The organism is Pseudomonas sp. FG86 (assembly GCF_057808775.1).
In genome coordinates this window covers 1-15386 of record NZ_JBMDIS010000055.1, presented here as the reverse complement: position 1 = coordinate 15386, position 15386 = coordinate 1, and the positions used below count along the sequence as shown (strand labels likewise).

General features: G+C 60.2%; 12 protein-coding genes. All 12 read right to left on the bottom strand.

The window, feature by feature from the left end; translation table 11 throughout:
- Window positions 1-74: 74 nt before the first annotated feature.
- Window positions 75-3365, bottom strand: a complete 3291-nt coding sequence (locus ACODSV_RS25835; protein WP_024073096.1) for a transglutaminase family protein — start codon at window positions 3363-3365, stop codon at window positions 75-77.
- Window positions 3366-3552: 187 nt separating this feature from the next.
- Window positions 3553-3849: a hypothetical protein gene (locus ACODSV_RS25830; RefSeq protein WP_411741556.1), complete on the bottom strand. Its 297-nt coding sequence runs from the start codon at window positions 3847-3849 to the stop codon at window positions 3553-3555.
- Window positions 3846-4304, bottom strand: a complete 459-nt coding sequence (locus ACODSV_RS25825) for a hypothetical protein (protein ID WP_150055993.1) — start codon at window positions 4302-4304, stop codon at window positions 3846-3848. The genes ACODSV_RS25830 and ACODSV_RS25825 overlap by 4 nt, the downstream gene beginning before the upstream one ends.
- Window positions 4301-5221 carry an Ssp4 family T6SS effector gene (gene ssp4 / locus ACODSV_RS25820; protein WP_024073093.1) on the bottom strand — a complete coding sequence of 307 codons (921 nt, stop codon included), beginning with the start codon at window positions 5219-5221 and terminating at the stop codon, window positions 4301-4303. Before ssp4 ends, ACODSV_RS25825 begins: the two co-directional genes overlap by 4 nt.
- Window positions 5222-5432: 211 nt before the next feature.
- Complete coding sequence (locus ACODSV_RS25815; RefSeq protein WP_150056199.1) at window positions 5433-7736, bottom strand: YgiQ family radical SAM protein; 2304 nt, start codon at window positions 7734-7736, stop codon at window positions 5433-5435.
- A gap of 96 nt (window positions 7737-7832) precedes the next feature.
- The gene (gene dnaB / locus ACODSV_RS25810) at window positions 7833-9230 is read right to left on the bottom strand and encodes a replicative DNA helicase (protein WP_024073091.1); all 1398 of its coding nucleotides are present in this window, start codon (window positions 9228-9230) and stop codon (window positions 7833-7835) included.
- Window positions 9231-9340: 110 nt separating this feature from the next.
- Window positions 9341-9787, bottom strand: a complete 447-nt coding sequence (gene rplI / locus ACODSV_RS25805) for a 50S ribosomal protein L9 (protein ID WP_010563337.1) — start codon at window positions 9785-9787, stop codon at window positions 9341-9343.
- Between the two features lie 18 nt (window positions 9788-9805).
- Window positions 9806-10699, bottom strand: a complete 894-nt coding sequence (locus tag ACODSV_RS25800) for a YybS family protein (protein WP_024073090.1) — start codon at window positions 10697-10699, stop codon at window positions 9806-9808.
- A gap of 36 nt (window positions 10700-10735) precedes the next feature.
- Complete coding sequence (gene rpsR / locus ACODSV_RS25795) at window positions 10736-10966, bottom strand: 30S ribosomal protein S18 (RefSeq protein ID WP_002551829.1); 231 nt, start codon at window positions 10964-10966, stop codon at window positions 10736-10738.
- A gap of 28 nt (window positions 10967-10994) precedes the next feature.
- Complete coding sequence (rpsF, locus tag ACODSV_RS25790) at window positions 10995-11411, bottom strand: 30S ribosomal protein S6 (protein WP_005784250.1); 417 nt, start codon at window positions 11409-11411, stop codon at window positions 10995-10997.
- A gap of 308 nt (window positions 11412-11719) precedes the next feature.
- Entirely contained in the window at window positions 11720-12475 is a 756-nt protein-coding gene (gene rlmB, locus ACODSV_RS25785) for a 23S rRNA (guanosine(2251)-2'-O)-methyltransferase RlmB (protein WP_024073089.1), read from the bottom strand.
- Window positions 12472-15108, bottom strand: a complete 2637-nt coding sequence (gene rnr / locus ACODSV_RS25780; protein WP_024073088.1) for a ribonuclease R — start codon at window positions 15106-15108, stop codon at window positions 12472-12474. Before rnr ends, rlmB begins: the two co-directional genes overlap by 4 nt.
- Between the last annotated feature and the right edge of the window lie 278 nt (window positions 15109-15386).

The following is a 15386-nucleotide window of genomic DNA, read 5'->3' as shown; positions in this document are numbered from 1 at the left end:
GGCGGGTCAGTCAACCTAGGTATCGGCTGACTCACCACAATCGGGAGCAAGGTCCCCTCATATTTGGGTCGCATTCAGTCATTATTATTGGGGTGACGCCGCAGATCCAAGGTCATCGGGAATTCGTCATTGATCACAACACTCGGCACGGGGAGCTTTCCTGGTGTATGGCCGAGACGGAAGAACCGCGCCATGCGCCGGCTCTCCGCCTCATTGGCATTCACCGGCAAGCTGTCGTAGTTACGCCCGCCCGGATGCGCGACATGGTACTGGCAGCCGCCCAGCGAGCGCTGCATCCAGGTATCGAGCAGGTCGAACACCAACGGCGCATGCACCGGGATGGTCGGTTGCAGGCAGTTGGCCGGTTGCCAGGCGCGGTAACGCACGCCGGCGACAAACTCACCCACCCGTCCGGTGGCTTGCAACGGCACCGGAATGCCATTGCAGGTCAGCAGGTAGCGTTGCGGCGCCAGCCCGGTCAGTTTGACCTGCAGGCGCTCAAGGGACGAGTCCACATAACGCACCGTGCCGCCCGCCGCGCCCTCTTCGCCCAGCACATGCCAGGGTTCCAAGGCCTGGCGCAGTTCCAGTTCGATCCCGCTGACGGCGTAATCGCCGACCTTGGGGAAGCGGAACTCCAGGTGCGCGGCGAACCATTCGGCCCGCAACGGGTAACCGGCGGCGTTCAACTCGACGATTACGTCGGCAAAATCCTGCTCGATAAAGTGCGGCAACAGGAAACGGTCATGCAACTCAGTGCCCCAGCGCGCCAGTTTCGGCGGCGCATAGGGTTCACGCCAGAAACGCGCCACCAAGGCCCGCAGCAGCAATTGCTGGGTCAGGCTCATGCGTGCGTGGGGCGGCATTTCAAAGGCGCGCAATTCCAGCAGGCCCAGGCGGCCAGTGGCACCGTCCGGCGAGTAGAGCTTGTCGATACAGAATTCGGCGCGGTGGGTGTTGCCCGTCACGTCGATCAACAGGTTGCGCAGCAGGCGGTCCACCAACCACGGCGGGCATTCTTCACCGGGCTGGGGCATTTGGGCGAAGGCGATTTCCAGCTCATACAGCGCATCGTTGCGCGCTTCATCCACCCGCGGTGCCTGGGAAGTCGGACCGATAAACAGGCCGGAAAACAGGTACGACAGCGAGGGGTGGTTATGCCAGTAGCTGATCAGGCTGCGTAGCAGGTCGGGCCGGCGCAGGAACGGCGAATCCTTGGGCGTCGCGCCGCCCAGTACAAAATGGTTGCCACCGCCGGTGCCGGTGTGGCGGCCGTCGATCATGAACTTCTCGGTGGTCAGGCGGGTTTGCCGCGCCTCCTCGTAGAGGAATTCGGTACGTTCCACCAATTCGTCCCAAGTGGCGGACGGCTGCACGTTGACCTCAATCACACCCGGGTCCGGCGTGACGCGGAAGTTGCTCAGGCGCATATCGAACGGTGGCTCGTAGCCTTCCAGCAACACCGGGCAATGCAGCTCTTCGGCGGTGGCTTCAATGGCGGCGACCAACTCCAGGTAGTCCTCGACCCGCTCCAATGGCGGCATGAACAGGTACAGGCGCCCTTCCCGCGCTTCGGCGCACAGAGCGGTGCGGGTCAGCCAGTCGGCAGACTCATCGATCTTCGGCACGCGCTCGTCGCTCGGCGCCGGTTCGCCATGGCTTTGCAGTTGGGCGCTGGTCGGCAACTCCGGCTGATCCTGGTTCGGGTCAGTCGGGTGCACGAACGGATACTCCGCCGCCGTCACCCACGGCTGCGAGGCCAACGGCAGGCGATAGCCCAACGGCGAATCCCCCGGTACCAGGCGGCAATGGTTATCGCGCAGGTACCAGCGCCCGCTCTGCCAGCGGTCATTGGCCGCCGTGCGCGCCAGCGGCAGCACTTGGCCGATGACTTTATCCAGGCCCTGGCTGAACACCTTGCGCAGGCGTTCGCGCTCCAGGTCGTCGCTCAGGCGCGGGTCCTGGGCGGTGACGTTTTGCGGCAACGCACCTTCGCGCCACAGGTAGTAGAAGTTGTCTTCATAGGCCGGGAACACAAAGCGTGCCGGCAGCTTGAGGCGTTCGGCGACACTGGCGAGGAAGCGCCCAGCCAATGCGCCATCGGCGCCGTAGTCCTGTTGTTCGTCGGCAATCAGCGCGCTGTTGTGCCAGATAGGCACGCCGTCACGGCGCCAATAGCAGTTCAGCGACCAGCGCGGCAATTGCTCGCCGGGGTACCACTTGCCCTGGCCGAAGTGCACCAGCCCCTTGGGTGCGTAGTGCTTGCGCATGCGCTGGAACAGTTCGGCGGACAAGCGACGCTTGTCCGGCCCGAGAGCCGCGGTGTTCCACTCGGCGCCATCAGGATCGTCGATGGAAACGAAGGTCGGCTCGCCGCCCATGGTCAGGCGCACATCATCCTTGAGCAGGTCGCCATCGATCTGCCGGCCCAGGGCCTGGATCGCCAGCCATTGCTCTTCGGTGTAGGGCTTGGTCACCCGTGGCGCTTCCCAGATGCGCTCCACCGACATTTCATGGGTGAATTCGCACTCGCAGGGTTCCACCAGCCCGCTGATCGGCGCAGCAGACGATGGATCAGGACTACAGGCCAATGGGATATGCCCTTCACCGGCGAACAACCCGGAGGTGGCATCCAGGCCGATCCAGCCGGCACCGGGCAAATACACTTCGCACCAAGCGTGCAGGTCGGTGAAGTCGACTTCGGTGCCGGAGGGGCCGTCGAGGGCTTTGACGTCGGCGGTCAGCTGGATCAGATAACCGGACACAAACCGCGCCGCCAAACCGAGGTTACGCAACAGTTGCACCAGCAGCCAGGCCGAATCACGGCAGGAGCCGGAAGCATTTTCCAGGGTGAATTCCGGGGTTTGCACACCCGGTTCCATGCGGATCAGGTAGCCGATGTCGGCGGCCAGGCGCTGGTTGAGGCCCACCAGGAAATCAACGGCCGGCAACGGCGTGCGGTCGATACCCGCCAAGTAGGCGGCAAACTTCGGCGTCAGCGGCAAGGTTTCCAGGTACGGCGCCAGCTCACGCTGCTCATCGGCGGCGTAGCTGAAGGGGATTTTTTCGGCGTAGGGCTCAAGGAAAAAGTCGAACGGGTTGAACACCGCCATCTCGGCGACCAGGTCGACTTCGATGCGCAGTTCATCGGTTTTTTCCGGGAACACCAGGCGCGCCAGGTAATTGCCCTGAGGGTCCTGCTGCCAATTGATGAAATGCTGCTCGGGCAGCACTTTGAGAGCGTAGGACAAAATCCGCGTGCGGCTATGGGCAGCCGGGCGCAGACGCACGATCTGTGGGCCGAGTTCGACCGCGCGGTCGTAGCGGTAATGCGTAACATGGTGCAACGCGACATGAATCGACACGGCGGCCTCCTGCGAGCCAGGGCATGGACACAACGCGCGCAAGACTTATGCCAGAGCGGCGGTCATTGCGCTTTATCGTAAGACCCGGTGCAGTACAGCACCAAAACGGCGCCAACGTGTGCGCCCTGGTGCGAGGGTTGCACATATTTGTGGCGCCCGTGTGAGAAGGGGTGGTGAATCTACCCAGTCAGCGAGCCTTGTGCTTGGCGATCACGGCTTCTTTAAGGCGGCGAATTTCCAGCAGCTTTTGGCGCATTTCGCGGTGGCGCTTGCTGTTGAGCAACAGCAAGCCCAGCAACGGAAACAGCACCAGGATCGCGCCTACTGAATAGTTGGCCTTGAGCGCGGGATCAAGACCGCGCAAATAGGTCACGCCAACCATGGAAAACGAGGCTGAGCCGGAGAAGATCGCCATGAAAATCGTCCCCATGAAGACCGGAAAATAGCGCGCGAGGAAACCGTTTATCGAAGGCGGCGCCTTCACATGCGACTACTCGATCTGACGGTTGATTTAACCGCCTGCCGAATGCGACGGATTCCCACGAGTTTCGTGCGCATCTCTCGTTGAACCTGGCTGTTAAGTGTCAATAATCCAAGCAATGGGAATAACAGCGCCAACCCATAAAGGACTTTGTGAGGCTGGAATTGAACCATCGGAACTACAAACAGTAGACAGGCGACATAGATACCGACCATTACCCACACCCAGGAGGGTCGGCCCCGCAAAATCATAAAGTTGCTATGGACCGTCAACAGAATGAGCAGCGCCCCGGCAGACATGATCTTGAGCCCCACTTGAGCCATCGGCGCATCACGAAAATAGGTGATGAACGCCAGCGCCACAGCCAACGCCAAAGAAAAACACGCAGCAAATACGCCGCCCATAAACGTCAGAAAGTATTGTCTGAAAAATTCGCGTAGCGTCATCAATTCGCTCATTCGCTTACCTCCTCGTACAGTCCAATCGCGATGGTGTTGACGTTTCCGGAGTAGGCACTCCCGCCAAACCCAACGCTTGCGCCCAGGACGTCTTTGATCTGGGTAGTGGTGCTGTGCTTGAGCTGCGTAGGGGTGAAACGCTTGGTGAGTTCGCCCGACGCCTGCCTCAATTTGATCATCTTCGCGGTCAAGCTGGGATGGTTGATGCTCAGCAGCTCTTTCGTCAGCTTGGCTCTTTCCTGGCGATTCAAACCGCGAAGCACATCACGCAGGCTCTTGCCCGTCGATGCTTTGGCGGCCCTGACCAGCTTGACCGTCGTCAGGGCCGAAGCGCCCACGCCTGCCAGCGATACGGCGTCCAGCACGATGGACGCATTCTGGTACCAGCCTTCACTGTCGAGCGAATCCTTGACCTCAGGTTTGGCGACTTCCAGCGCTGTTCGGGCAATGCCGTTGAAACACTGAAGCGTACTTGCGCCGGCAGCCGCATACCCCACTACAACGATGACGGAACTGGCTCCAGCGCTGAAAGGCACCAGAATTGTTCCACTGGCGATCGCAGCCCAACTGATGACCGCCCCCAAGCAGGAGATTCCGGTATTCACGGCTTCGCCAATCAGTCGCGATTCTCGAGGATTGCTCACGACATGTTGAGCAAACTGTGTTGGCGCAATGTACTTCTGCGCTTCACGCAAAATGATGCGCTTGGGCTTGATGCTGCAGATGGGCTTGAATTCGCGCAGGGTAATGACATTGAAGTCAGCGTCGACATACACCACCCCCGCGCCGACGATACCGGGGTCGGCGTCGATGGCGGCGAACAGGCGCTGCAGGTTGATCTGGCTTTCGATGCGCTGGCGCGCCATGAACTGGGAGCGGTTGGAGTCCATGCCGATGCCGAGCAGGGGGTTGCCCATGGGGGTGTTCTTCCTTGAAGGGGTGGTGACTGGACTGACGCTATCGGGGGCAAGCCCCCTCCCACACTTGATTTGTGAATACACTCAAAATGTGGGAGGGGGCTTGCCCCCGATAGCGCTTCAATGGGCGCCACCTTACCAAACAGGCTCACCCCCGACCAGAAAGCAAAACGCCAGCACAAGGCTGGCGTTTTGCATATTCACGCGGCGATCAACGCGGCACGACCGGCTTGCGGGCTGGCTTGCCGCCCTTGCCCTTGGCCGCATCAGCGCGCTCCTTGGCCGCCTGCTTGTTGCGCGCCATGGCCGCGGCCTTGGCTTGCTCGCGCTTGTCCCACGGGTTGCTGCCGTCACTGCCACGGGGTGGCAGGCCGGTGTGTTGGGTGAGGATCCGGGTGGTGGTTTCCTTGGCGACCTTATGGCTGCCGGCCGGCGTCGAGTTCTTGCGACGCGCGCTCTGGTAGCTGTCGGTGGCGGGCTGGTGCAAGGGGATCAATTGATCCTTGCCCGGCCCGATCAAGTCGGCGCGGCCCATGCGGGTCAGCGCTTCACGCAGCATCGGCCAACCTTTCGGGTCGTGGTAACGCAGGAACGCCTTGTGCAGGCGGCGCTGTTCTTCGCTCTTGACGATGGTCACCGCGTCACTCTTGTAGGTGACCTTGCGCAGCGGGTTCTTGCCCGAGTGATACATCGCGGTGGCGGTGGCCATCGGCGACGGATAGAACGCCTGCACCTGGTCGGCGCGGAAGCCGTTGCCCTTGAGCCACAGGGCCAGGTTCATCATGTCTTCATCGGTGGTGCCGGGGTGGGCCGCGATAAAGTACGGGATCAGGTACTGCTCCTTGCCCGCTTCCTTGGTGTACTTCTCGAACATGCGCTTGAACTTGTCATAGCTGCCAATGCCCGGCTTCATCATCTGGTTGAGCGGACCTTCCTCGGTGTGTTCCGGGGCGATCTTCAGGTAGCCACCGACATGGTGGGTGACCAGCTCTTTGACGTATTCCGGCGACTCGACCGCGAGGTCATAGCGCAGGCCGGAAGCGATCAGGATCTTCTTCACACCCGGCAATGCCCGGGCGCTGCGATACAGCTGGATCAGCGACGAGTGGTCGGTGTTCAGGTTCGGGCAGATGCCGGGGAACACGCACGACGGCTTGCGGCACGCGGATTCGATTTCCGGGCTCTTGCAGGCAATGCGGTACATATTGGCGGTCGGGCCGCCGAGGTCGGAGATCACCCCGGTGAAACCTGGGACCTTGTCACGGATCTCTTCGATCTCGCGAATAATCGACTCTTCGGAACGGTTCTGGATGATCCGGCCTTCGTGCTCGGTGATCGAGCAGAAGGTGCAGCCGCCGAAGCAGCCACGCATGATGTTCACCGAGAAACGGATCATGTCGTAGGCCGGGATTTTTTCCTTGCCATACGCCGGGTGCGGGACACGCGCGTATGGCATGCCAAACACGTAGTCCATTTCTTCGGTGGTCATCGGGATGGGCGGCGGGTTGAACCACACGTCCACTTCACCGTGCTTCTGCACCAGGGCGCGGGCGTTGCCTGGGTTGGTTTCCAGGTGCAGCACGCGGTTGGCGTGGGCATAGAGCACGGCGTCGCCACGGACCTTTTCCACCGATGGCAGGCGGATCACGGTCTTGTCGCGGGTCATGCGCGGGCTGGCCAGGATCTGCACGACCTTGGCTTCCTGCGGATCATCAACGGGCCCCTTTTCCTGCTCGATGGCGCAGGCCCGGGTGTCCTGGGTATTCACGTACGGGTTGATGATCTTGTCGACCTTGCCCGGACGGTCGATACGGGTGGAGTCCACTTCGTACCAGCCGGCTGGCGTGTCGCGACGGATGAACGCGGTGCCGCGCACGTCGGTGATGTCTTCGATCTTGTGGCCCCACGACAGGCGCTGGGCAACCTCGACGATGGCCCGCTCGGCGTTGCCGTACAGCAGGATGTCGGCGGTGGCGTCGATCAGGATCGAGTTGCGCACCCGGTCCTGCCAGTAGTCGTAGTGGGCAATGCGGCGCAGGGAGGCTTCGATGCCGCCAAGTACGATCGGTACGTTCTTGTAGGCTTCCTTGCAACGCTGGCTGTACACCAGGCTGGCGCGATCCGGGCGTTTGCCGGCCATGCCGCCAGGGGTGTAGGCGTCGTCGGAGCGGATTTTCTTGTCGGCGGTGTAGCGGTTGATCATCGAGTCCATGTTGCCGGCCGCGACGCCGAAGAACAGGTTCGGCTCGCCGAGCTTCATGAAGTCGTCTTTGGACTGCCAGTTCGGCTGCGCGATGATCCCGACGCGGAAGCCCTGGGACTCCAGCAGCCGGCCGATGATGGCCATGCCAAACGACGGGTGGTCCACGTACGCATCACCGGTGACGATGATGATGTCACACGAATCCCAGCCAAGCTGATCCATCTCCTCCCTGCTCATCGGCAGGAATGGCGCAGGACCGAAACATTCGGCCCAGTACTTGGGATAGTCAAATAACGGCTTGGCTGTTTGCATGACGGTGACCGGTGTTGAGATGAAAAATCGCGGGCGCGGAATATAGCACAAATTTTGACCAATTCCGACGGTAATGGTCGGAATTGAACACGAGGGTTATTCGTCGTCGTCGAAGTTGTAGCTACCCGGCGCAAGGTTCTCGAAACGGGTGTACTTACCGATGAATGCCAGGCGGATAAAGCCAATCGGCCCGTTCCGCTGCTTGCCGATAATGATCTCGGCAATCCCCTTGTGCTCGGTCTCGGGGTGATACACCTCGTCGCGGTATACGAACATGATCACGTCAGCATCCTGCTCGATCGCTCCGGATTCCCGCAAGTCGGAGTTTACCGGGCGCTTGTTGGGACGTTGTTCCAAGGAACGGTTGAGCTGGGACAACGCCACCACCGGGCAGTTGAATTCCTTGGCCAGGGCTTTCAAGGACCGGGAGATTTCGGAAATCTCGTTGGTCCGGTTGTCACCGCTCGAGCCCGGGATCTGCATCAGTTGCAGGTAGTCGATCATGATCAGGGCGATATCGCCATGTTCACGCACCAGGCGACGGGTCCGTGCACGCATCTCGGACGGGCTGATACCCGCGGTGTCATCGATGAACAGCTTGCGATCGTTGAGCAGGTTGACCGCGGAGGTCAACCTTGGCCAATCGTCATCTTCCAGGCGACCGGCACGCACCTTGGTCTGGTCAATACGGCCCAAGGACGAGAGCATCCGCATGATCAGCGATTCGCCTGGCATCTCCAGGGAATACACCAGCACCGTCTTGTCACTGCGCAACACAGCGTTTTCCACCAGGTTCATCGCAAAGGTGGTCTTACCCATGGATGGACGCCCGGCGACGATGATCAAGTCGGCCGGTTGCAGACCGCTGGTCTTCTCATCGAGGTCGGTGTAGCCGGTGGAAATACCCGTGATGGAGTTGTCGGTGTTGAACAGCGTATCGATACGATCGATCGCTTTGGTCAGCAGGTCGTTGACGCTGACCGGCCCGCCGGTTTTAGGGCGGGCTTCGGCGATCTGGAAGATCTGTCGTTCGGCTTCGTCGAGGATCTCGGCGGCGGTGCGGCCTTCCGGGTTGAAGGCGCTGTCGGCGATTTCAGTACTGATGCCGATCAACTGGCGCAGGGTGGCGCGCTCACGGACGATCTGGGCATAGGCCTTGATGTTGGCGACGGATGGCGTGTTTTTCGCCAGCTCACCGAGGTAACCGAGACCGCCGACCTGGGAGGTCTGGCCTTCCTTGTCCAGTTGCTCGGCCAGGGTCACCACGTCGATCGGCGAGTTCTGGTCGGCCAGCTTGGCAATGGCGCGGAAGATCAGGCGGTGGTCATGACGATAGAAATCACCGTCCGAGACTTGATCCAGCACGCGCTCCCAGGCGTTGTTATCCAGCATCAAGCCACCGAGCACGGCCTGTTCGGCCTCGATGGAATGCGGCGGCACCTTCAGGGCAGCGGTTTGCAGATCGTATTGCTCAGGAGCTGAAATATCGTTCATGGCCACTTGGAATTAGGGGTGTGTAGAAAAACAAAAGGCACGACCTGTAAACAGGATCGTGCCCGATGTTAACTGGCTGACACGCGAGGTGCCAGTCAGTTAGGTACTGCTTAAGCTGCTACCACGACAACGCGTACGGTGGCTTCAACTTCGGCGTGCAGGTGCACGGCTACGTCGAATTCACCTACGTTACGGATAGTGCCGTTCGGCAGACGAACTTCGCTTTTCGCAACTTCAACGCCGGAGGCGGTCAGTGCATCAGCGATGTCGTGGGTGCCGATCGAACCGAACAGCTTGCCTTCGTCACCGGCGGTGGCAGTGATAGTCACTTCCAGCTCAGCCAGTTGGGCAGCGCGAGTTTCGGCCGAAGCTTTTTTGTCTGCTGCTGCTTTTTCCAGCTCAGCACGACGCTCTTCAAACGCAGCCAGGTTGGCAGCGGTTGCAGCGGTGGCTTTGCCGTATGGCAGCAGGTAGTTACGACCGTAGCCGGCCTTAACGTTCACTTTGTCGCCCAGGTTGCCCAGGTTGGCGACTTTTTCCAGAAGGATCAGTTGCATGTGAAAATCCTCTAACTTTTAACCTTCACCGTTCGCGTTATCGGCGTCTTTCGGCGCCAGACGACCGCGAAAATCAATCAGGCCGTCGACAATGGCCAAAACCACGAGTAACGGATAGATCAGTTGCATGAACAGCATCAGCGTGACGTACAACCCCACCAGCCAGAACCTGGCCAGGCGCTTCTGCGCCACCAGCCCATGAATCAGGGCCAGCCCGGAAAACACCAGCGGTACGCTGCAAAACAGCAATAACAAGGCAGCTTGTGGACCGAAGTTCGGCCCCACCACCATGCCTGCCAGCAACAACATCGCCGGGCCCGCGGGAATCCTGATACTGCGAAATTCGCGACCAAAACCACCCGGGTTGTACAACAACGCCTGCCAGTAACGCCCAAGCATCAGGCTCAGCACACTGACAATCTGCAACACTACCGCCATCAGGCCGATCAGGGCCGGTGCTATCAGCGCCGCAAGGCGCGCTCGCTCATCTACCGATAATTGCTGGTAGAGATCCCCGAGAGCCAGCGGCAGGACCTTGACGATCTCTTGCGCCAGCGCCTCGATTTGCGGGTGGAAAGCCGCGCCGAGCAACACTGAAAACACCAACCCCAATGCCACGCTGACCAGCAGCGTGCGGACCCAGGACTCACTTGCGCGTAAAACCAACGCAAGGCTCGACGACCCCAACAGCACCATAAGCACCTTGGGTTCGCCCAATTGCAGCCACCAGATCAAGGCGGCCAGCAATCCCAGGGCCAGGACACCCACGGCGTCCTGCAAACCGCGCCGCAGGAGCACAAGGCATCCCGCGGCAGCACCCAACCAATACAACAACGGCAATGCTGCACATCCAGCCACTACCAGAGTGGCCTGCACACGACCGCGCATGATGAACTCAGCTAAGGCGCGCATGCATTCAATCCCTTACTACTTGTCGACTGCCCGGTCTCAGCGGCCGTGGCTGTCGGTGTAGGCCAGCAGGGCCAGGAAGCGGGCGCGCTTGATAGCGGTGGCCAGCTGACGCTGATAACGTGCTTTGGTACCGGTGATACGGCTTGGAACGATTTTGCCGGTCTCGGATACGTAGGCTTTCAGAGTGTTGAGATCTTTGTAATCGATCTCTTTCACGTCTTCAGCGGTGAAACGGCAGAATTTACGACGACGGAAGAAACGTGCCATTTGATAGGCTCCTTAAAAGGTCCGTGGATTACTCGTCAGCGTTATCGCTGTTGTCACTGTCATCAGCGCTATCATCAGCGCCTTCTTCAGGACGGTCGCGACGCTCACGGCGCTCACTGCGGTTTTCTTCAGCCTTGAGCATCTCGGATTGGCCGGTAACGGCTTCTTCGCGACGGATGACCAGGTTACGGATCACTGCATCGTTGTAGCGGAAGTTGTCTTCCAGCTCGGCCAGGGCCTTGCCAGTGCACTCAACGTTCAGCATCACGTAGTGAGCCTTGTGAACATTGTTGATTGCGTAGGCCAGTTGACGACGACCCCAATCTTCCAGACGGTGGATTTTGCCGCCGTCTTCTTCGATCAGCTTGGTGTAACGCTCAACCATGCCGCCGACTTGCTCGCTTTGATCCGGGTGGACCAAAAAGATGATTTCGTAATGACGCATGAATGCTCCTTACGGGTTGTAGCCTGCCGCTCAAAAACGGTCAGACAAGGAGTGAATGACACTTATGGATCTTGCCGCAGGGAGGCACATCGGTGCCTGCCAGGAAGGCAAGGGGCGCAATTGTAGAGAAGGGGGAGAATGGGCGCAAGGCAATTGGTGATTATTTGAACAACCTTCCAAACACCACACAGCAAATGTGGGAGAGGGCTTGCCCCCGATTGCGGTGGGCCAGCCACATCATCTGTAACTGATCTACCGCTATTGGGGGCAAGCCCCTCCCACATTTTGCATCTATGCCAGGCTCAGAATTACTTCTTGGCCTTGACCTTGGCACCGCGCTGGCGCTGAGCCTCGAACAGGCATACGCCCGTCGCCACCGACACATTGAGACTGCTGACACTACCAGCCATCGGCAGGTGCACCAGGTAGTCACAATGCTCACGGGTCAGGCGGCGCATGCCTTTGCCTTCGGCGCCCATGATCAGGATGGTTGGGCCGGTGAGGTCTTGGTCATAGATACTGACCTCGGCCTCCCCTGCCGTGCCCACGACCCAAAGGCCGCGCTGCTGGAGCTTCTCCAGGGTTCGCGCAAGGTTGGTCACGGCCACCAGCGGAATCACTTCCGCTGCGCCGCAGGCGACTTTACGCACGACCGGGGTCAAGGTTGCCGACTTGTCCTTGGGCACGATCACCGCCAGCGCACCGGCCGCATCCGCTGAACGCAGGCAGGCACCGAGGTTGTGCGGATCGGTTACGCCGTCCAGCACCAGCAACAACGGAGCGCCTTCAGTACGGTCGAGCAGCTCGTCGAGCATCGCCTCGCCCCAGACCTGGCTTGGACTTACATCCGCAACCACGCCCTGGTGAACGCCTTCGACCCACACGTCCATCTCACGACGCTCGGCCTGGCCGATGGCAACTTTATTCTGGTTGGCCAACTCGACCAGCGCCTGTACGCGCGGCTCGCTGCGACCTTCCGCCAGCCAAACCTGCTTGACGCGCTTGGGATGGTGACGCAGCAGTGCTTCTACGGCGTGCACGCCGTAGATTTTTTCCAGACTCATGGCTTGGCCTTAGGTTTGCGCGACCCGCCGCTTTTCGAGGGGGCCGAACCCGCTTTAGGCGGGCCTTTACGGTGTTTACTGGGTTTGCTCGACGGTTTTTCCGCCCCTTGGGACTTTCCCCCAGACGCCGCTTTACCACCGCTTTTGGCTTCATTGAGCAACTGCTGCTTCAATTCACGGCTTTTGCGCAGTTCAGCGTTTTTCGCCGCAGCATCGCTTGGGCGGTAAGCCTCGGGCACTTTGTCCTTGGCTGCAGGACGGCGCCCGGCCTTGGCTGGAGCGGGCTCTGCAACTGCCGCTTTCGCGGGAGCGCCTTTGCCTTTGCTGGCAGGCGCAGTCGTCTCGTTGCCACGCTTTTTACGGCCAGTTGGCGATTCGGCGGGCTTGTCAGGCATGCCAAAGTCGATCTTGCGCTCGTCGAGATCGACGCGCATGACCTGCACTTCCACGGTATCGCCCAAACGGAAGCTGCGACCGGTACGCTCACCCGCCAGGCGGTGATGCACAGGATCGAAGTGGTAGTAGTCACCCGGCAAGGCGGTGACGTGCACCAGGCCTTCGACATAGATGTCGGTCAGTTCGACAAACAGACCAAAGCCGGTCACGGCCGTGATCACACCTGGGAACGACTCGCCCACGCGATCCTTCATGAACTCGCACTTGAGCCAGTTCACCACGTCGCGCGTGGCTTCGTCGGCGCGGCGTTCGCTCATGGAGCACTGCTCGCCCAACTGTTCCAGGGCCGCTTCGTCGTACGGATAGATCCGTGCCTTCGGAATGGTCATGGCACCGGCACGCTTGACGTGCGGGGTGTTCTGCTTGGAATGGATCACGCTGCGGATTGCACGGTGCGTGAGCAAGTCCGGATAACGGCGAATCGGCGAGGTGAAGTGGGTGTACGCCTCGTAATTCAGGCCGAAGTGACCCTGGTTGTCGGCGCTGTACACCGCCTGGCTCAGGGAGCGCAGCATCACGGTCTGGATCACATGGTAATCGGGACGGTCCTTGATGCTGGCCAGCAGCGCCTGGTAGTCCTTCGGCGTCGGGCCGTCCTTGCCTTTATGCAGGGACAGGCCCAGCTCGCCGAGGAAAGCGCGCAGTTTTTCCAGACGCTCCGGCGGCGGGCCGTCGTGCACGCGGTACAGCGCAGGGATCTCGTGCTTCTTCAGGAATTCAGCCGTGGCCACGTTGGCCGCCAGCATGCATTCCTCGATCAGCTTGTGCGCATCGTTACGGGTAGTCGGGGTGATTGCGGCGATCTTGCGCTCGGAACCGAAGACAATTCGGGTTTCCTGCGTTTCAAAATCGATCGCGCCACGCACATGACGGGCCCCCAGCAGCACCTTGTAAAGTGCATAGAGCTGCTTGAGATGCGGCACGACATGGCCGTACTCACCACGCAAGGCCTTGGCCTCGCTGGTTTTCGGCTGTTCCAGGATGGTGCTGACCTTGTTGTAGGTCAGGCGGGCCTGGGAGTGGATCACCGCCTCGTAGAACTGATAGTCGGTCATTTCGCCGGTTTTCGAGATAGTCATCTCGCACACCATGGCCAAACGGTCGACTAGAGGGTTCAGGGAGCACAGGCCGTTGGACAGCTGCTCAGGCAGCATCGGGATCACGCGCTCAGGGAAGTACACGGAGTTGCCGCGTACCTGGGCTTCGTTATCCAGGGCCGAACCGATCTTCACATAGCTGGACACGTCGGCAATCGCGACGAACAACTTCCAGCCGCCGGAGAACAGGCGCAGTTTTCCAGGCCGGGCTTCGCAATAGACCGCATCGTCGAAGTCGCGGGCGTCTTCACCATCGATGGTGACGAACGGTAGATGGCGCAGGTCGATGCGTTTTTCTTTGTCTTTCTCTTCGACTTCCGGCTTGAGCTTGGCGGCTTCCTTGAGCACAGCTTCAGGCCAGACGTGAGGAATATCGTAGGTGCGCAGCGCAACGTCGATTTCCATGCCCGGCGCCATGTAGTTGCCGACCACTTCAACGATATCGCCTTGCGGCTGGAAGCGCGCAGTGGGCCAGTGGGTGATTTTCACCTCGACGAACTGACCGACCTTGGCGGCGCCATTGCGGCCCGGGGTAATCAGCACTTCCTGCTGGACCTTCGGGTTATCCGGCACAACGAAGCCGATACCGCCCTCTTCGAAGTAGCGGCCGACGATGGACTCGTGGGCACGGGACACCACTTCGACGATCACCCCTTCACGGCGACCGCGACGGTCCAGGCCGGAAACACGCGCCAAGGCACGGTCGCCATCGAACACCAGGCGCATTTGCGCCGGGCTCATAAACAGGTCGTCGCTGCCGTCATCCGGGATCAGGAAGCCGAAGCCGTCACGATGACCAGCGATGCGGCCGAGGATCAGGTCGAGCTTATCCACAGGCGCGTAGGTGCCGCGACGGGTGTAGATCAGTTGAGCATCGCGCTCCATGGCACGCAAACGGCGGCGCAGGGCTTCGAGCTGGTCTTCGGTGGTCAGACCGAATTCTTCGACCAACTGCTCACGGCTAGCAGGCGAACCCCGATCGGCGAGATGCGCCAGGATCAGTTCGCGGCTAGGGATAGGGTTTTCATATTTTTCCGCTTCACGAGCGGCCTCGGGATCGAGGGACTGCCAATCGGCCATTAGAGAGTTTTCACCTTGTCTATATGCGGGTTAGTTTGGCATACGCGTATTGAAACGGGAAATTTCAGGCATCAACAAGCGTTTAAAAGCCCTTTGCGCCCCTCGGAAAGCACCTTGCACGACCACTGGTGACATTTTCCAGGTTTTTTTGATAGCGGGGGTTTACAGCCAAAAATCCTCTCCGTATAGTGCGCGCCATCGACGACGGCAACGTTGTTGATGCTGCCCAGGTGGTGAAATTGGTAGACACGCCAGCTTCAGGTGCTGGTGATCGCAAG

Bases quoted from the DNA above. Each gene is read 5' to 3' on its own strand.
- ACODSV_RS25825 (WP_150055993.1), bottom strand. From the start codon at position 4,304: ATGAGCGAATTGATGACGCTACGCGAATTTTTCAGACAATACTTTCTG.
- dnaB (WP_024073091.1), bottom strand. From the start codon at position 9,230: ATGAACGATATTTCAGCTCCTGAGCAATACGATCTGCAAACCGCTGCC.
- rnr (WP_024073088.1), bottom strand. From the start codon at position 15,108: ATGGCCGATTGGCAGTCCCTCGATCCCGAGGCCGCTCGTGAAGCGGAA.
- rplI (WP_010563337.1), bottom strand. From the start codon at position 9,787: ATGCAACTGATCCTTCTGGAAAAAGTCGCCAACCTGGGCAACCTGGGC.
- rpsR (WP_002551829.1), bottom strand. From the start codon at position 10,966: ATGGCACGTTTCTTCCGTCGTCGTAAATTCTGCCGTTTCACCGCTGAA.
- ssp4 (WP_024073093.1), bottom strand. From the start codon at position 5,221: ATGGGCAACCCCCTGCTCGGCATCGGCATGGACTCCAACCGCTCCCAG.
- ACODSV_RS25800 (WP_024073090.1), bottom strand. From the start codon at position 10,699: ATGCGCGCCTTAGCTGAGTTCATCATGCGCGGTCGTGTGCAGGCCACT.
- rpsF (WP_005784250.1), bottom strand. From the start codon at position 11,411: ATGCGTCATTACGAAATCATCTTTTTGGTCCACCCGGATCAAAGCGAG.
- ACODSV_RS25815 (WP_150056199.1), bottom strand. From the start codon at position 7,736: ATGCAAACAGCCAAGCCGTTATTTGACTATCCCAAGTACTGGGCCGAA.
- rlmB (WP_024073089.1), bottom strand. From the start codon at position 12,475: ATGAGTCTGGAAAAAATCTACGGCGTGCACGCCGTAGAAGCACTGCTG.